The 16912-nt window shown below is 51.6% G+C and carries 18 protein-coding genes; 16 read left to right on the plus strand and 2 right to left on the minus strand.

From position 1 onward, the window contains the following. Positions 1-287: hypothetical protein (locus OEL90_RS09175; protein WP_300688121.1), on the plus strand; the 287-nt coding region annotated here is incomplete at its 5' end. A 2-nt stretch (positions 288-289) separates the two neighbouring features. Here OEL90_RS09175 and OEL90_RS09180 read toward each other — a convergent pair. Continuing rightward, the gene (locus OEL90_RS09180) at positions 290-508 is read right to left on the minus strand and encodes a hypothetical protein (RefSeq protein WP_291400590.1); all 219 of its coding nucleotides are present in this window, start codon (positions 506-508) and stop codon (positions 290-292) included. 696 nt (positions 509-1204) lie between these two features. On the opposite strand from OEL90_RS09180, the gene OEL90_RS09185 reads away from it, so the two are divergent. Together OEL90_RS09185 and OEL90_RS09190 are read left to right on the plus strand one after the other, a co-directional pair. Beyond that, the gene (locus OEL90_RS09185; RefSeq protein WP_291400588.1) at positions 1205-2509 is read left to right on the plus strand and encodes an MFS transporter; all 1305 of its coding nucleotides are present in this window, start codon (positions 1205-1207) and stop codon (positions 2507-2509) included. 292 nt (positions 2510-2801) lie between these two features. Continuing rightward, positions 2802-4007: a glycosyltransferase family 4 protein gene (locus OEL90_RS09190; protein WP_291400587.1), complete on the plus strand. Its 1206-nt coding sequence runs from the start codon at positions 2802-2804 to the stop codon at positions 4005-4007. Between the two features lie 359 nt (positions 4008-4366). On the opposite strand, the gene OEL90_RS09195 is transcribed toward OEL90_RS09190, so the two are convergent. Beyond that, complete coding sequence (locus OEL90_RS09195) at positions 4367-5662, minus strand: glutamate-5-semialdehyde dehydrogenase (RefSeq protein WP_291400585.1); 1296 nt, start codon at positions 5660-5662, stop codon at positions 4367-4369. A 69-nt stretch (positions 5663-5731) separates the two neighbouring features. Between OEL90_RS09195 and OEL90_RS09200 the strand changes: the two genes are divergently transcribed. From OEL90_RS09200 to OEL90_RS09260, 13 genes are all read left to right on the plus strand, one after another. Then, positions 5732-5875 carry a hypothetical protein gene (locus OEL90_RS09200; RefSeq protein ID WP_291400583.1) on the plus strand — a complete coding sequence of 48 codons (144 nt, stop codon included), beginning with the start codon at positions 5732-5734 and terminating at the stop codon, positions 5873-5875. A 201-nt stretch (positions 5876-6076) separates the two neighbouring features. Continuing rightward, a complete protein-coding gene (locus OEL90_RS09205; RefSeq protein ID WP_291400580.1) occupies positions 6077-6340 on the plus strand; it encodes a (2Fe-2S) ferredoxin domain-containing protein in 264 nt (87 codons plus the stop codon). Beyond that, a complete protein-coding gene (locus tag OEL90_RS15145; RefSeq protein ID WP_291400578.1) occupies positions 6321-8033 on the plus strand; it encodes a [Fe-Fe] hydrogenase large subunit C-terminal domain-containing protein in 1713 nt (570 codons plus the stop codon). The genes OEL90_RS09205 and OEL90_RS15145 overlap by 20 nt, the downstream gene beginning before the upstream one ends. Before the next feature lies 1 nt (position 8034). Then, complete coding sequence (locus OEL90_RS09215) at positions 8035-9195, plus strand: SpoIIE family protein phosphatase (RefSeq protein ID WP_291400576.1); 1161 nt, start codon at positions 8035-8037, stop codon at positions 9193-9195. A 139-nt stretch (positions 9196-9334) separates the two neighbouring features. Next, positions 9335-10840, plus strand: a complete 1506-nt coding sequence (locus OEL90_RS09220) for a 4Fe-4S dicluster domain-containing protein (RefSeq protein ID WP_291400574.1) — start codon at positions 9335-9337, stop codon at positions 10838-10840. Between the two features lie 424 nt (positions 10841-11264). Then, positions 11265-11582 (plus strand): PadR family transcriptional regulator, encoded by a 318-nt coding sequence (locus tag OEL90_RS09225; RefSeq protein WP_291400572.1) that lies wholly within the window; start codon positions 11265-11267, stop codon positions 11580-11582. 1 nt (position 11583) lies between these two features. Continuing rightward, positions 11584-12222, plus strand: a complete 639-nt coding sequence (locus OEL90_RS09230; protein WP_291400570.1) for an ABC transporter ATP-binding protein — start codon at positions 11584-11586, stop codon at positions 12220-12222. Then, on the plus strand, positions 12219-12995 hold the full coding sequence (locus OEL90_RS09235) for an ABC transporter permease (protein ID WP_291400568.1): 777 nt from the start codon (positions 12219-12221) through the stop codon (positions 12993-12995). Before OEL90_RS09230 ends, OEL90_RS09235 begins: the two co-directional genes overlap by 4 nt. 101 nt (positions 12996-13096) lie before the next feature. After that, on the plus strand, positions 13097-14269 hold the full coding sequence (gene chrA, locus OEL90_RS09240; RefSeq protein ID WP_291400566.1) for a chromate efflux transporter: 1173 nt from the start codon (positions 13097-13099) through the stop codon (positions 14267-14269). Next, entirely contained in the window at positions 14266-14604 is a 339-nt protein-coding gene (locus OEL90_RS09245; protein ID WP_291400564.1) for a hypothetical protein, read from the plus strand. Before chrA ends, OEL90_RS09245 begins: the two co-directional genes overlap by 4 nt. 49 nt (positions 14605-14653) lie before the next feature. After that, a complete protein-coding gene (locus OEL90_RS09250; protein WP_291400563.1) occupies positions 14654-15439 on the plus strand; it encodes a DUF169 domain-containing protein in 786 nt (261 codons plus the stop codon). Between the two features lie 150 nt (positions 15440-15589). Then, a complete protein-coding gene (locus OEL90_RS09255; RefSeq protein WP_291400561.1) occupies positions 15590-16060 on the plus strand; it encodes a (2Fe-2S)-binding protein in 471 nt (156 codons plus the stop codon). After that, positions 16050-16910: an FAD binding domain-containing protein gene (locus OEL90_RS09260; RefSeq protein ID WP_291400559.1), complete on the plus strand. Its 861-nt coding sequence runs from the start codon at positions 16050-16052 to the stop codon at positions 16908-16910. Before OEL90_RS09255 ends, OEL90_RS09260 begins: the two co-directional genes overlap by 11 nt. Positions 16911-16912 lie beyond the last annotated feature (2 nt).

Here is a 16912-nt window from a genome sequence, read left to right on the forward strand (position 1 = left end):
GGAGCGGCGCGGTCAGAATGACGCCGCGCGAGTTCCGCTTTGAACTGGAACGGGTACGGCAGGCAATTCAGGAACGCCTGCCCAAGCAGGTTAAAACGGGGGATTCTATAGAGGCGCAGCTTTCCGGAAATAGTATTGTGGAGCGGAACGAAATCCGAGGGATTGTAGCTATAATGAGGGTGTGGGCAGAAACGAACTTCTTTAAAATGTACCTGGTACGCAGAACGAAATTGAAGAAGTTGTTTTTGATGAAATTGAATGATTGCAAGCTTTTCAAAATTGTTTAACGTTATCGTTCCGAGAATCGTGCCAGGTACGGAACTCGGTCCTGGATAAACAAATCCTGTGTGACCGACACATCTTCTTCTGCTGCTGCTTTACCAAATGGCAGCATGTCAAGTTTAGCAAGCGCGAACCCAATCAGTCCGATCCCCGCTGCGACTAAGCAAACAGAGAGAAGCGCACGGAGGCGGTTCTTTTTTTTGAATGCCTGTGCTTTAACTGCCATTCTTGGGGTTTCTCCGCGATTTAGCTTTCTAGCCATAAGAGTTCCTTTGTTTCCGGCTTGTAGAGCCTCTGATGAGGTTTCATAATGCGCATCGCTCCATTTCATAGGTTGAGACTAGTGAAGGCGGTAATTGAAACCGCTGGTTTGAAGTCCATGACGTCATTACGAACGTCTCTTTACGATGTTCTTAACGACAGTTGTTTCCGGTTCAAGCACCTGTACCTTTTCGACTTCCTTTTTCTTCTTTTTCTGTTTGTTTGGATTCTTATCACCCATGAGATCACCCCTTTATTAAATGTAAAATATAAGCATTGTTAGATATAAATGGAACACTTAAAGATAACAAAAGCCACTTTGTGTAAAGTGGCTTGATATGACTATCCATATAATACAGCACGCGCCTCTTGTGAATGCCGTTATGTTAACTATAGCTTATAAATTACCTGGTGTCAACTTTTATTACAGTTATTAACATTTTACACTGCGCTTATATGTGATAAGCCGATGGTCTTTTGCCCTTCCCCAGCTCTATTGCCTTTACAAATGTAAAAAATAGTCTCATTTGGTAAAGTGAAATTATTTTCATATTTATCAAAATAGTTATTAAAATTCGAAATATTCTTACGTTGAAAGCCTCCGCCCTCATGTGATATTTTATAATAACTAAAACCAAGAGAAAGCGGAGGCTGATCGAAAGTGTTGCAAAACAATCAGGGCTATGTTCTGGACCGACCGGAAGTCAAGAAACTCGAAAGATACAGATGGGTAGTGTGGACCATCTTGGCGCTCACGTATATTTTCGTTACCTTTCACAGAATGGCAACGGGCGTTGTCAAGGCCGAGCTGCAGGAGACCTTTGGAATTGGTGCCGCTCAGTTCGCGACTATCGGATCAATGTATTTTTATGCTTACTTCATCATGCAGATCCCATCTGGCATTTTGGCAGACAAGATTGGCCCGCGAAAGACGGCGATGTGGTTTTCGATTCTGGCCGCAGTTGGATCGGTGATTTTCGGGTTGGCGCCAACCTTGGAAATGGCGTACCTCGGAAGATTTATCGTGGGAATTGGCGTCTCCGTCATATTCATTTGTCTCATTAAAATCCAGTCCCGCTGGTTCTATTCCAGGAACTTTGCGCTGATGATCGGTTTCGTTGGACTGGCTGCCAACACAGGCGCCCTCATGGCTCAAACGCCGCTGGTATACGCGACCGGGGTATTGGGATGGCGTACGACCTTCGTCGCACTTGGGATTATGATGCTGTTTTTCGCCGGTCTGACTAAAGCCTTCGTCAAGGATGACCCGACTGAGATGGGGCTGCCGGGGATGGATGAGCTTGAAGGAAGACCATCAGCAAAGTCTGATGTCAAAGTGCTGCCAGCATTGAAGTCTGTTTTGTCCAATCCGAGAACCTGGACGGTCTCGATCGTTAACATAGGTATGTACGTAGGCTACATTGTACTCCTGGGGCAGTTTGGCGTGCCATACCTCATGGAATCCTACGGGCTGGAGCGGGTTCAGGCTGCGAATATGATCATTGCCGCGGTCGCGGGGTCTGCAGTGGGCGCCATGGTTATTGGGTACGTCTCCGACCGAATCAAGAGAAGAAAGCCGGTGCTGGTCGTGCTGAGCGTTGTTTCGCTGATTGGATGGCTGTTGTTTGTTTACGTTGGAATCCCTGTGGCAATCCTGCCTGTGTTCTTGTTCCTGCACGGCTTTGCGATCACCAACTTCACCATGACGTGGACCATTGCCAACGAAGTCAACGACAGGCGGCTGTCAGGCATTGCGACAGGTGTAGTGAACTGCATTGGCTTTGCAGGGGCGGCCATTGTTCCGGTATTTATGGGTAGAATTCTCGACACCTACAGCGCGACGCCGCAGGTTGGCTATGACAAAGCGTTCTTGATTCTGATTGTAGTGGTTACGATTAGTGTGCTGGCGTCCTTTTTTGCCACAGAGACAAACGCGGAGAATGTGTTTGAGGCGGCTGTGAAATAGGAAATAAGAACGCTATGTTGTACGTTTCATTTTTAGGTAATGAGTACCTGCTGGAGCTTTAAAAAGGATAAACTGAGATAATGTATTCATAGGAATGCCCACAGTCTGTGTCTTGACTGTGGGCATATTATTTTGAAGCATTCCGGTGTGTAAAACTGTTCTTTACCGCAAGTTAGAAAGGTATGATAAAATAATATTTAAAGTCAGAGTTCGGAGCGACGTCCCACGCAAGCTGAAGCGCGGACGCTCGTGAGAAGCTGCTGGTCGTCAATCCCAAGCTGGAGTGGTAAAAATGAACATTGGAATTTTTACAGATTGTTATTATCCGCAGATCAACGGTGTCGTCACCTCGGTCATGACCCTTCGTGAAGAACTCATTCGGCGGGGGCATAATGTGACCATTGTCACCGTGCAGGTGCCGGGCTATAAGAAATCAAGCGATGGTGTCATAAGAATCAAAGCGATCCCCAAGTTCAAGCTGATGGATTTCAGAATGGCGTTGCCGCTGTTCTACCAGGATTACCAGTGCATCAGGGATCTGCAGCTGGACGTGATCCACACCCATACGGAGTTTACCATTGGTCTCTTTGGGCAGTTCGTGGCCAGTCGCCTGAAGATTCCTATGCTGCACACCTACCATACCATGTATGAAGACTATACCAACTATATTCTGCGGATCAAGCGCGGACGCGGGCTGGTCAAGCGATTTATGCGCCACTCAAGCAAACGGTATGTCAGGCGCTATGACGCGGTCGTCGTGCCGTCCCTTAAAACTGAAAAAGCGCTGCGGAGCTACGGGATTAAGAATAGTATTCATATACTCCCAACGGGGATTGACCTGGCAAAATTTCCGAGCTACGAGAAGGTTGATCCACATCTGGCGGCGCTGCGTCAAAGACTGGGGCTTGCGGATTCGACCAAGGTCGTTCTGTCACTTGGGCGCGTTTCTGAGGAAAAGAGCGTGGATGTAATTATTGCTCAAATGGAGGCGCTGTCCGCACGGACTGGAGACGTCAGGCTGCTGGTCGTGGGAGACGGTCCTTATATGGCGCCGCTGCAGCGTTTGGCGCGGGATAAGGGGCTGGAGCGCCACGTGCAGTTTGTCGGTCGCGTGCCGTGGGAAGAGGTGCCTTACTACTACAGCCTTGCCGATGTTTTCGTAAGCGCCTCCAAAACCGAAACCCAAGGGTTGACTATCCTGGAGGCTATGGCTTGTCAGGTGCCGGTAGTCGTCTATGAGGATGACAATGTGGCCGATTTGATCAGAGATGGCGTGTCGGGCAGGCTTTTCAAGACCTCTGAAGAGCTGACAAAGTGTCTTGAAAGCGTTCTGTTGGATCCGGAATACGCGGAGTCGCTTGCGGTCAGAGGCCGCCAGGTTGCAGCCTCGCTATCCACGGAGAAATTCGGCGAGATGGCGGAAAAGCTGTACTTGGGTTTGCTGGAGAAAACTATTGAAATTGAAGGTGACACTGATAGTTCTGCTGTATTTCCTTAAATAGAAGGTTTTATTCTGGAAGACATCAGATGACCAGCCCGAGGATTAAATCTGAGGCATGGCAAAAGATTATGAGTTGGAAGTTGATATGACCATCGGCAGAATGTTTTTACAGCTTTTCACAGTGCTGTAAGACTTATATGCCGATGGTCATTTTTCATCCCAAAATTCTATACCTTACACTCTGAAATTAATAATTAATTTCGCAAGCTCTGGCACCAAATCAAATCCTGTCCGCGTCACCAAGTTCATTTCTGTCCGCGTCACCAATGTCCTTCTTCCAATAAAAAAACAGCCCGCTGTCAAGTTCCATGACAGCGGGCTGTTAACATTTTCCATCTAAATCCATCCATTTCCGCCTAAAGCGGGCAGTCCTTATTCAAAGCCTCATGTGTATAAGTCAGCTTGCCAGACGCAAACTCCCCTACGGTTTGGCCGTGACCGATCAATTTATACTTATAAATCATCAGACCGTCCAGGCCTACCGGGCCTCTGGCGTGAATTTTGCTGGTGCTGATGCCCACCTCGGCGCCGAAGCCGTAGCGGAATCCATCGCTGAAGCGGGTGGAGCAGTTCCAGAACACATTCGCGGAATCGACCAGCGTCATGAAGGTCTTGGCCGCAGCCTCATCCTCAGTGAGAATGGCGTCGGTGTGGCCGGAGCCATAGGTGTTGATGTGCTCAATGGCGTCTTCGAGGCTGGACACGACTTTGATGGAGAGCTTATAGTCCACATACTCCGTCCGCCAGTCCTTTTCAGTGGCTTCGCCAACAGAAATGATCTTTCGGGTCTGATCACAGCCGACCAGTGCCACGTTCTTGGCTTCCATAGCCGCCTGAATCTCAGGCAGCAGACGCGCCGCCACACTTTCATGGACGAGCAAGGTCTCCATGGTGTTGCAGGCCGCAACATACTGGGTCTTCGCGTCGACGAGGATTGGGAGCATTTTTGCCTCGTCTGCATCCGAGTGAAGGTAGATGTGGCAGACACCATCGGCATGGCCAAGCACCGGGATGCTGGAGTTGTCCATGATGTACTTGACGAAGTCGTTGGAGCCGCGCGGGATCAGCAGATCAATGTCGTCGCTGAGCTTCAGCATCTCGCTCACGTCCGCGCGGGTCTCGATGAGCTGGATCCAGCCCTCCGGCAAGCCGGCTTCCACGCTGGCCTCGGAGATGATCTGCGCCAGGATCCGGTTGGTGTTGGCCGCTTCGGAGCCGCCCTTCAGGAGCACGGCGTTGCCGCTCTTGAGGCAGAGGCTGGAAATCTGAACCAGGGCATCCGGCCGGGACTCGAAAATGACGCCAATGACGCCAATTGGGCAGCTGATCCGGTAAAGGTCGAGGCCATTGTCCAGCTGCGTGGCGAGTTTGGTCTGGCCGACGGGCTCAGGAAGCTTCATCAGGCTGCGGATGCCTTCGGTGACTTCCGCCAGCTTCTCATCCTCAAAGCGCAGGCGCTTCAGCAGCGGGGTGTCCGGGCTTTCCGCCGCGACGCGGGCGCAGTCCTCGCGGTTCGCCGCAATGATTTCGGTCTTTCTGGCCTCGAGTTTAATCGCAATGGCCTCCAGAGCGTTGTTCTTGGTCTCGCCGTCCAGGGCCGCCAGGCGGATCGACGCCTTTTTCGACGCGTGGGCACGTTCTTGTATACTCATGGGATTCACCTCATTTAGTAGGGTTGTTGGTTAAATATTATATCACAACTGGGGTGAGGGGGGAATGGGGTGACCATCGGCAAACTTTTTTGGTTTAAAATGGCTAAAAACGGGTTGCCGATGGTCACGGTACTTACAACATCTGTCCAATTTTCGTCAAAATTGGTTAAAATATTAACAAAAACACCAAATCGATCAGGTATTGATTTTTAAAATACAAACATAGTTATTTAAAGCATTTCGAGAATGAAGAGATGCTTTTGAGATGAATTATATGCTTGAAATAAGCAAATTATTAAATAAAAAAGACAAAAAAGAAGTCTTTGTTGTTAAAATAATAACAAAATAGTATACTGTATACCAGATAGTGTTTCACACCAATATTGACGCCACAACCGACTTAAGGAGGTCATTATGATAATTCAAGTCTGCATAGGAAGCGCCTGTCACCTGAAAGGCTCCTACAAAGTGATCCAGACCCTGAAGGGACTAATTGAGGCGGAGGGGCTGGAGGATCAGGTCATCCTCAAATCGTCCTTTTGCCTTGGCGCCTGCTCCGGCGCGGTTTCGATTCAGGTCGACGAAAATCCTGTGGAACCGCTGCATCCTGAAGAGGTGATTCGCTTTTTCGAAAACCGTGTCAAAGGGGTGACTCAGCGTGAAATTCATAGAGTTTGATCATCATAAGTGCGACGAATGCTACAAATGCCTGCGCGTCTGTCCCACCAAGGCCATCAAGTTCACCGACCACAGCCGCGACATCATCAACAGCCTCTGCATCAAGTGCGGGCTGTGTCAGGCCAGCTGTCCCCAAAGCGCGTTGACCATCCAAAATGACCGGCACAAGATCAAGAAGCAAATCCATCTTGGTCGAAAAATTGCCGTCTCCCTTGCGCCATCCTTTGCTGCGGCCTTTGAGGATCAGGATCCCAAGAGGATCATCACCGCGCTCAGGACTCTGGGTGTGACTTGGGTGGAGGAGACGGGTGTCGCTGCGGAACTGGTCTCCAGAAATTATGAAGCCATGCTGGAAACCATGGGGTCGGAGAATGTCCTGACCACCTGTTGTCCGTCCGCGAACTACCTGGTCCAGCAATATTATCCCGAACTTCTGGACGCCATGCTGCCGGTGGTTTCGCCCATGATTGCCCATGGGAAAATGCTGAAAGAAAAGTTTGGTCCGGACTGCTACACCGTGTTTATTGGACCGTGCCTGGCCAAAAAAGCGGAAGCAGAGGAAATGCCCTACATAGATGCGGTGCTGACTTTCAACGAACTGGCAGAGTGGCTGGCAGACGAGGGGATCTCTTACAGACAGCTGCCGCCGGGAGTCTTTGATGAAAAGGCCACCATTCGAGGCATGGCCTATCCCATGGGCGGGAGCCTCTTTAAGAACGACCGCCAGACGCCTATTCACAGCGGGTACAGAATGATCCGCGCGGACGGCATTGACCGCTGCAAAGATCTGCTGGAAACCCTTAAAATAGGCGGCATCAAAAATTACTGCATAGAAATGAATATCTGCAGCGGCAGCTGCATCAACGGTCCGGATATGCCCCACGACGGGCTGAAGTTCTTCCAGCGCAAAGACCGGATGCTGGATTACCTGAAAGCCCATGCGGACCATCGGGAGCTGGATCAGCTGCTTTGCGAAAGCTCCGCAGATTTATCCTTCAAGCATGACTTTGAAGCCCATGTGGTGCAGCTGAAAAAGCCTTCCAAGGAAGAAGTGAATGAGATCCTCCGCAAAATTGACAAATTCAGCGAGAAGGATCATCTCAACTGCGGTGCCTGTGGCTATGAAACCTGTGTCAGCAAGGCCATAGCCGTTTACAATGAGATGTCAAAGCCTCAGATGTGCCTGCCTTACTTGCGCTCAAAGGCTGAAAGTCTCAGCATGGCGTTGTTTGAGAACACGCCCAATCTGGTGTGCGTTCTGGATCACCAGCTGAACATTTTGGAGTACAATCCTACCTTTGCCAAGACCTTCGATATGGAAAAGCATTCCCTTAAGGAGGTGCCGGTGGTGGCGTTCCTGGATGGCGCGTTTTTCAGCGAGTGCGTCAGGACGGAGAAGAGCATTTTTGGGCAGAGGGAACATCTTGAGACCATCGGCAAAGTATTGTACTGCAATGCTATTTATACGGAGCGGTTTATCCTGGGGATCATGACGGACATGACCGCCTTCGAGAAGAGCCGCCAGGAGCTGGCTGCTGTGAAGGAGAAGACGCTGGTGGCCTGCCAGGAGGTCATCAACAAGCAGATGCGCGTGGCCCAGGAGATTGCCAGCCTGCTGGGGGAGACGACCGCGGAGACGAAGGTCAATCTCAACCGGCTGAAGGAGATCGTGATGATGGATGAGGGCTATTGAGATGGGGAAAACGGAAACCTACATAGACGTGGCCATTCACGCGCTGAACAAGAAGGGCGAGGAGCTCTGCGGCGATCAGGCGGACCTCTTCAAGTCCGAAGACGAAGTCTTCTTTGTGATGGCCGATGGTCTCGGAAGCGGCGTCAAAGCCAACATCCTGGCGACGCTGACGGTCAAAATCGCCATGACCATGCTGCGGCACGGGGAGTCTCTGGAGGAGACCATTGACACCATCATGCAGACTCTGCCAGTGTGCAGCGTCAGAAAGGTGGCGTACTCGACTTTTTGCATGGTTCACCTGAAAAACGACGGCCGCTGCCGGCTCATTGAGTACCACAATCCGCCGGTGTTCTTCTGCAGTAATGGGCGGATCACCCCGTATATCAGCACCTATGAGACTTACGGTGACAAGGAGGTCCGGATCTCGGAGCTTGAGCTGGGAATTGGGGATTATTTGACTATTGTCAGCGATGGAGCGGTCCACGCGGGCGTGGGGACCATGCTCAACCACGGGTGGGAGTGGCCGCACATTGCGGCGTTCCTGAACCGCCAGCAGCCCAAATCCGCGGAGCTGATCTCGAAAACCTTGATTGAGACCTGCAACAACTTATACGGCGGCCTGCCCGGGGATGATACCAGCGTGGCTACCCTCATGCTGGTGGAGCCCAAGGTCACTCGGTTGTTTTCTGGGCCGCCGGTGCAAAGAGAGCAGGATCATGAGGTGGCGGCGCGCTTTGTTCAGGGGTCGGTAAAGCGGGTGGTCTGCGGCGGGACGGCGGCCAATTTGATGGCCCGGGAGCTGAACCGCGAGCTGCGGTGCGAGATGGATTATTATGAGCCGTCCATTCCGCCGATCGCCCACATCAAAGGCATTGATCTGGTGACGGAGGGCGTCCTGACGCTGAAGCGGGTGTCAGAAAGGCTGGAGGACTACGCCGCCGGGCAGATTATATCCTTTGGGAAGCCGGACGCGGCTACGCTGCTTCTGAACCTGCTGATCAATGACAGTACGCATATTGAGTTTTGGATTGGGAAGGCCATTAATCCCGCCCACCAGAATCCGGATTTTCCATTTGAGCTGAGCATCAAGCAGAATATTTTGGACAGGATCATTGCGACCCTTAGGAAGATAGGGAAGATTGTGATGATTCAGTATGTGTGAGGATTTTAGAGATTGGTTGGGGTGTGGTTGAAGAGTGGTTGGAGTGTGGTTGGAGAGTGCTGGAAGAGTGAATGAAAGATTTGTAAAGATGGATTTTTAAAAATGAATACGTAAAGATTGTTTGGAAGTGGTTTGGAAAATGTTTGAAAATGAGGTGGTCGTTGTGAGAACCTTTGAGAATCAAGTGCAGCTCGTCAAATATGAAGTTTTGAAAGAGGTCGCCAGGCTGACCTTTCAGGATCAGCTGGAGGCACTTTATGTGCGGATCCCTAATGTTGTGAATCCGGGGCCGGAACCCAGATTCAGGTGCTGTATCCATCATGAGCGGGCTGTGACCAAGGAGCGGATCAAAATGGCCATGGGTGGCACGCCGGCGATCCCGGGGGTTGTCGAAGTCCTGGATGCGGCCTGCGATCAGTGTCCTGTCAGCCGCTACAAGGTGACAGAATCCTGCCGGGGCTGTCTTGCCCACCGCTGCCAGGCGGCCTGTCCGGTTGGCGCGATTCAGGTGCTCCAAGGCAAGGCGATGATCGATGAAAGCAAGTGCGTGGAATGCGGGCGCTGCCAGTCGGCGTGCCCCTACAACGCCATTGTAGACACTCTGCGCCCCTGTATGAAGGCTTGCCCGGTGGAGGCGCTTTCCATCAATGCTCAGAAAAAAGCGGTGATCGATTATAAGAAATGCATCCAGTGCGGGGCTTGCGTGTATAACTGTCCCTTTGGAGCAATTCAGGACAAATCTGAAATTGTGCCCATTATTCGAAAGCTGATGGCCGCTCGGCAGCCCGGCGCGCCGCAGGTTTATGCGGTCATTGCCCCGGCGTTCGCGTCCCAGTTTAACTATGCGAATCTTGGGCAGATCATCACCGGCATTAAGCGTCTGGGATTCAGAGATGTGGTAGAGGCAGCCCTGGGCGCGGATCTGGTGGCGGTGCATGAGGCTGGGGAGCTCCTTAGTCATTTGGAGCACCACCGGTATATGACGAGTTCTTGCTGCCCGGCTTTTGTGGACTTTATTCACAAGAAGCATCCTCAGGTTCTTGAAAATGTCTCTGGGACCGTGTCCCCCATGATTGCGGCGTCGAAGCTCATCAAAGCGGTGGATCCGGCTGCAGTGACGGTGTTCATAGGCCCGTGTATTGCCAAGAAGGCAGAAAAGGCGCTGCCAGAGCTCGCAGGGATCACGGATTATGTGATGACCTTTGAGGAATTGATTTCATTACTGGATGCCCGGGAGATCCGCCTTGAAGAGCTTCCGGAGTCGCCGATGAACAACGCTTCCTACTACGGGCGGATCTTTGCCGGTGCAGGGGGCCTGTCCAAGGCGGTGGTGGCCACGGCGCTGAAATTGACACCTGCTTCAGACGTGAAAGTCGTTGCTGTCGCCGGCGATGGCATCAAGGCCTGCGACAAGCTCTTGAAGCTGGCAAAGGCCAATCGTCTGGAAGGCAACTTCATTGAAGGGATGGCCTGTGAGGGCGGGTGCATCAAGGGTCCTGTGGCGCTGCATCATGGCGCGAAAGATTTGAAGGCGCTGGAGGCATACGCGAAGCTGGCGCTCGAAGAGGATGCCATTGCTGCTACGAGGATTTTTGACGATGTGGAGATTGCTTTGGGGCGGAAGTTGGAAAAGCGTGTGGGATAAGGATAGTGGAAAGAGGGCTGCCGATAGTCGTTTAAATGACCATCGGCAGCGTTTTTTGTTGTGTTCTTTTGGAACGAAGGATATGGAAGTGGGTGGTATCCCCACTGAGAATGGATATCGCAAGCTCTGGCACTGAAATGAACTTGGTGTCAGGCACTCAGTTGAACTTGGTGTCAGGCACTCAGTTGAACTTGGTGTCAGGCACTCAGTTGAACTTGGTGTCAGGCACTCAAGTGAACTTGGTGTCAGACACTCAAGTGAACTCGGTGTCAGACACTCAATTGAACTCGGTGTCAGACACCATACTTAAATTACATAGGTTGACGAGTGAAGAATCTCGTGCTACAATAATATCGAAATACGATAACGAAAAACGAAATTGAAAAGCGAAATCACCTAATACCACAATCAAAGCGAGGTCCCTATGAGCGGATACGTCAATAAAAGACTGTTTCAAGGCTTTATCCTCCTCCATATCCTGCACCACGCCAGCGAAACGCCGGTGTTCGGGAGCTGGCTCATTGAAGAGCTTTCGGAGCATGGGTACAAGCTCAGCCCTGGAACGCTCTATCCCATCCTGCACCATTTGGAAGAAGAGCAGCTTCTGGAGCACTATGAGGAAAACGTCAATGGAAAGATCAGAAAATACTATGTCACCACGGAACAAGGTCTGTCGGAACTTAACGAAGCGAAGCGCTACCTCACCGAGCTGACTAAAGAGATTGGCATCCTGGAGGTCTAACATGTTTGAAATTCGAAATTTAAAATATCAAGAAGTCCTCGAGATCCCAGAACTCAGCATCAAGCCGGGCGTGACGGTCATAGCAGGGGCCAGCGGCAGCGGAAAGACCACGCTACTCCGGCTCCTCAATAAATCCATTTCACCTACAGAGGGGAGCATCACTTACAACGGTACGGAGCTGAAGGAGATCCCGTCAGTGAAACTAAGACGTGAGGTCCTTCTACTCTCTCAGCAGCCTGCGATCTTTAATGGCGACCTCAGACACAACCTGGAGATTGGCTTCAAATTTCAGAATAAAGCGCTGCCGTCAGAGAAAGCAATGCTGGAAATGCTGCAGCAGGTCCATTTGAATAAAACGCTGGAGACTGAGGTGCGACTTTTGTCGGGTGGGGAGAAGCAGCGGCTAGTCATCGCCAGAGTATTTTTACTAGCGCCGGCGGTCTTCCTGCTGGACGAGCCATCCTCGGCGCTGGACGACGTCACGGAGGAATCCGTCATCAGGCTGGTGGTGGAAAAGGCGCGCCGGGACGGGCAGTCCATCATCATGGTGACCCATTCCAAGGCGGTGGCGGCGCAGTTCGCAGACGAGATCATTGAACTTGAGGACGGAAAAATAAAAGACAGGGGGGCGAGGTCATGAGCGGTGTCATGGAGCTTTCCATTTGGCAGGTAGCACTGTCCTATGTTTTCGTTCTGGTAGTGCTGGGCATCCTCATCAAACGGGGGATCCGCAGGGAGCGAGAGCTGCTGCTGGCGTCCCTCAGGATGACGGTGCAGCTGATCCTGACGGGCTACGCGCTCACTTTCATCTTTGGAACGCCCAGCCCATGGCTCACGCTGCTGATCATCAGCTTCATGGTGGCCTACGCGATCCGGACAGTGTTTCAGAAGTTCAAGGGTCGCCTGTCAACCTCTTTGAAAAAGACCGTTGCAGGCGCCATGGCGGCTGGGACTTTTTCTTGTATTTTCTACTTTATACTGGTCGTGATCCAAATTGATCCCTGGTATCAGCCCCAGTACTTCATCCCCCTTGCGGGCATGATGATTGGGAATTCCATGACGGGCATCTCCCTGGGGGTAAAATCCCTGCTGGATGGCATGACGACCCAGCGCCAGCTTGTGGAGGAAGCGCTAAACCTGGGGGCGACCCCAAAGATGGCCACCCACGACATCATTAACTCCACCTTTGACGCGGCGATCATGCCGACCATCAATGCCATGCTGGGCATGGGCGTCATCTCCCTGCCGGGCATGATGACGGGCCAGATCTTGTCCGGGACAGCGCCCACCACGGCGGTCATGTACCAGATCGCCATCATGCTGGGCATCCTGGGGGCGGTGTCGCTGACGGTCATTCTCCTGCTGCAGTTTGGCTACAAGAGCTTCTTCAACGATCAGGATCAGCTGGTGTGATAAAGACAAAAGCTTCTGCCGATGGTCACGAATCTCCCAAGCAAAGGGGTATCCTAAACCGATGTGCTGCCACCAGAAAACCTTATAACTAAGGAGGCATTATGAACAACCATAAATGGAACAGCTTTCTCAAAGACGTCTTTGTATGTTCACTCGGCGCCTATGGCGGCCCGGAGGCCCATATAGGCGTATTTATAGATCAATTGGTCACCAAAAAGAAGCACTTGACCGAGGAAGAGCTGATCGAGCTCGTCGCGCTGTGCAGCATCCTGCCTGGCCCGACCAGCACTCAGACCATAGTTGCTGTTGGCCACAAAGTGGGCGGTCCAATGCTGGGCTTCCTGACCATGCTGGTCTGGTCACTTCCGGTACTAACGCTGATGACAATTCTGTCATTTTTGTATCAATTCCTCGACTTGCTTAATATTTCGACTGACAGCCTTAGGTATATTGGCCCGCTGGCGGTGGGCTTTATCGTTGTCGCCGCGTTCAAGATAGGCAGGAAGGTCGTGACCAATCGTCTGACGGCCATTCTGATGATTTTTGGCGCTGTGACGACCTACTTCATCAGATCTCCCTGGATTTTCCCGATGGTCCTATTAATCGGCGGCGCCATCAGCGTGCTGGCGTCAGGTGAAAGAAACGTATGGAACCACGTGAAGCTGAGCCCGCCATGGCGCTATTTGGCGGCATTCGCAGGGATCGCTCTCGGAAGTGTCATTTTGACCCTGACTTGGGACAATATCTTGGTGCACCTCTTTGAAAGCTTCTATAGATATGGCTACCTGGTTTTCGGCGGCGGACAGGTCGTCGTGCCGGTGATGTACAGTGAAATGGTGGACATCCGCCAATATATGAACAACCAGGAATTCCTGACGGGTTACGGTCTCGTGCAGGGCCTCCCGGGCCCAATGTTCAGCTTCAGCGCCTATGTGGGCGGCATGGCTGCCAGAAACTACGGGACGTTTACTCAGGTGATGGCGGCTGTGTTGAGCGGCATCGGCATTTTCCTTCCGGGCCTGCTGCTAATCTACTTCGTTTATCCCGTCTGGGAGCGCCTAAGGCAGATCCGGGGCATCAAGATTGCCCTGAAGGGGATCAATGCCATCGCGGGCGGCATGATTGCCGTGGCCGCGGTGATTGTCATGCAGAAGAGCGGTTTTCAGCTAGACAACTTGCTGGTGTCGGCGGTCACGATTGTCCTTTTACTGACGAAGAAAGTTCCTGCGCCAATCATAGTGCTGCTGGCACTGGTGGCGGGGTTTGTGAGGTGAAGGTAAAAAAAGGTAGGAAGCCGGTGCCGGACACCGCCTTCCTCCAGTCGAAGCTTGGAAGCCGGTTTCCCAGGAACCGTCTTCCAAGAAGGAAACACCCCCTGAACCAACAGGCCGGCGGCCTGTTGGTTCAGGGGGTGTTTTTCCTTGTAAGCGTATCCCAACTGAGAATGATTTTCGCAAGCTCTGGCACCGGATTTATTTTCGTCCGCGTCACCAAGTCCAACTCTGTCCGCGTCACCAAGTTGAAAGTTGTCCGCGTCACCAACTCCAACTTTGTCCGCGTCACCAACCTCACAACACCTCATGCCGGAAATCCTTTCAATATTCTTTAGCCTTTTTATAGACACCTGTCTGATATTAATACTATAGGGAGGCGATTTAATGTTTAAACGGAACGTTGGCACTCAAATTGAGAAACTTTTAGGCCTGGAACGCAAACTTGTAGGCGTGAAATTTATATTCGACAAGCGTGACTTTGAGGAAGAGTCTGCACCAAGAGTAAAGTACAAAATGTCCTATTGCAGTATGGTCAGAATGGCTTCTGAAGGAAAGAGCTTCAAGGCTGATCTGGACAATTTTCTGTGTGTGGGCTCGGCCAAAGCACTGGGACTCGTCAAACCTGATGCCCGGGCCATCTCCGGAAGAATTTATTATAGCTTCGGGATTTATGACAGCCTGGGGACGGCAAGAAATGTTCAGAAAGACGTTACATTTCTCGATCATGAGGCAACAGCGGTGGTAGTCAAGCCGCTGGAGGCTTTTGAGAACCGTCCGGACGTGGTATTGATGCTGGTCAATCCTTATCAGGCCATGCGCGTGACACAGAGCTACGTGTACTACAGGGGAACACCAAAGAATATCAAAATTGCTGCCAACTCCGGGATCTGTTCAGAATGCACCGCGACGCCCTATGACACCAATGACATGAATGTGTCCCTCCTTTGTTCCAACACCAGGTATGCAGCCAAATGGCACGACTATGAAATGGGCATTGGCCTGCCGTATGGAATGCTGAGCATGATCCATGATGGTCTGGTGAAGACCGTTAATCCATGCGAACCCAACGAAAGAAAAGAGGCCATTCTGGAACGCCTCGGAGATGACGAAGTCGCTGGGAAGATCATGATCAACAGCACTTACTTTAAAACCTCAGGTAATGACCTGTAGGGCAACAATACAGAAAAGTTAAAATAGTTTGATTTATTAGACGATTTGAAGTCGGCACTAAGATACAGTGATTTTGTGAAAAGAAAGACATATCGCTTCTTTGATTCAAGTTTAGGGCTTTGGATCAAGGATGGTAAGCGGGAGGCAGAGATGAAAATTAACCTGACCATTAATCATGAAAATAGAGAAGTTGAGGTCGAACCCCTCGAGAGACTGATAGACATGCTGCGCAACCGTCTTGGATTGACCAGCGTCAAGGAAGGCTGCGGCGAAGGCGAGTGCGGCGCGTGCACTATTATTGTGGATCAGAGGGCGGTAACGTCATGCACCATGCTGGCAGTGCAGGTCAACGGGTGTGAGGTGCTGACGACGGAAGGGCTCCAGCAGGGTGGTGAACTGGACAGACTTCAGGAGGCGTTTATAAACAATGGCGCCATCCAGTGCGGCTATTGCACGCCGGGTATGCTGATGTCGGTCAAGGCGCTGCTGCTTCAACGGCCGGATCCATCCAAGGAAGAGGTCATAAAAGCGATAGAAGGCAATCTCTGCCGGTGCACGGGGTATCATCCCATCATCAAAGCGGTGGAATCTCTGAAGGAGGAAGCGGTTCATGGCCAATAAAATCATACAGCCGGATAATATGGCAGCTTTACTTGAATCCCTTCAGGGGACCGGCAAAAAAATCATGGTCGCCGGCGGAACCGACGTCATGATCCGCATGAGAGCCAATCCGCCGGAAGAGGCATTGATTATTGATCTGTCCCATATGGAAGCGCTGAAAAGCTGTGACATTAACGAAGAAGGGCTCCGAATAGGCGCAATGTGCACCATGACAGAGCTCTGGGAATCACCGCTGGTACAACATGCTGCGAAAGTTCTATCCTGCGCGGCGTCCCAAGTGGGGTCCACTCAGATTCGGAATCGGGCGACCATCGGCGGAAACGTGGCTAACGCAGCCCAGTGCGCGGATACCATTCCGGCGCTGATCGCCCTGGATGCCAGTGTCGAGCTGATGAAAGCAAACGGGGCGACGAGAAGGATGAAAGTCGAGGCGTTTGTGACGGGGATTGGAAGAACCCTGATCGACGAAACCGAAGTGGTGACGGCATTTCTCATACCTGCCTGGAACTTAGGCAAGGCAGGCGGCTACTGTAAGATTGGCTCGCGGGCGTCTGTGACCATAGCTAAAGTCAATTGCGCCGGGATTTTCAGCTTCAGCGGCGGCGTCATCAGAGAGGCCAGAGTGGCATTCGGATCACTTGGGCAGAGAGGCTTCCATTCAAGCCTGGTCTCTGAGGGACTAACCGGCATGACGCTGGATGCACTAAAGACAGAGGCATTTATTGAACTATTCGTCCAGCAGGTTGAACAGGCAATTCCGGGAAGAGCCTCACTGGCTTACAAGCGTTCGGCAGTGAAGGCGGTCGCGGTGTCTATAGTGGAACAGGCTATTTCAGAGTATCGAGGGTGATG

The organism is Acidaminobacter sp. (genome assembly GCF_030247605.1).
Taxonomy (GTDB): Bacteria; Bacillota; Clostridia; order Peptostreptococcales; family Acidaminobacteraceae; genus Acidaminobacter.

Excerpts from the sequence above, each read along its gene's own strand:
- OEL90_RS09235 (WP_291400568.1), top strand. The coding sequence starts at position 12,219 with ATGAGCGGTGTCATGGAGCTTTCCATTTGGCAGGTAGCACTGTCCTAT.
- OEL90_RS09260 (WP_291400559.1), top strand. The coding sequence starts at position 16,050 with ATGGCCAATAAAATCATACAGCCGGATAATATGGCAGCTTTACTTGAA.
- OEL90_RS09220 (WP_291400574.1), top strand. The coding sequence starts at position 9,335 with ATGTTTGAAAATGAGGTGGTCGTTGTGAGAACCTTTGAGAATCAAGTG.
- OEL90_RS09180 (WP_291400590.1), bottom strand. The coding sequence starts at position 508 with ATGGCAGTTAAAGCACAGGCATTCAAAAAAAAGAACCGCCTCCGTGCG.
- OEL90_RS09230 (WP_291400570.1), top strand. The coding sequence starts at position 11,584 with ATGTTTGAAATTCGAAATTTAAAATATCAAGAAGTCCTCGAGATCCCA.
- OEL90_RS09195 (WP_291400585.1), bottom strand. The coding sequence starts at position 5,662 with ATGAGTATACAAGAACGTGCCCACGCGTCGAAAAAGGCGTCGATCCGC.
- OEL90_RS09190 (WP_291400587.1), top strand. The coding sequence starts at position 2,802 with ATGAACATTGGAATTTTTACAGATTGTTATTATCCGCAGATCAACGGT.
- OEL90_RS09255 (WP_291400561.1), top strand. The coding sequence starts at position 15,590 with ATGAAAATTAACCTGACCATTAATCATGAAAATAGAGAAGTTGAGGTC.
- OEL90_RS09215 (WP_291400576.1), top strand. The coding sequence starts at position 8,035 with ATGGGGAAAACGGAAACCTACATAGACGTGGCCATTCACGCGCTGAAC.
- OEL90_RS09205 (WP_291400580.1), top strand. The coding sequence starts at position 6,077 with ATGATAATTCAAGTCTGCATAGGAAGCGCCTGTCACCTGAAAGGCTCC.
- OEL90_RS09225 (WP_291400572.1), top strand. The coding sequence starts at position 11,265 with ATGAGCGGATACGTCAATAAAAGACTGTTTCAAGGCTTTATCCTCCTC.
- OEL90_RS09250 (WP_291400563.1), top strand. The coding sequence starts at position 14,654 with ATGTTTAAACGGAACGTTGGCACTCAAATTGAGAAACTTTTAGGCCTG.
- chrA (WP_291400566.1), top strand. The coding sequence starts at position 13,097 with ATGAACAACCATAAATGGAACAGCTTTCTCAAAGACGTCTTTGTATGT.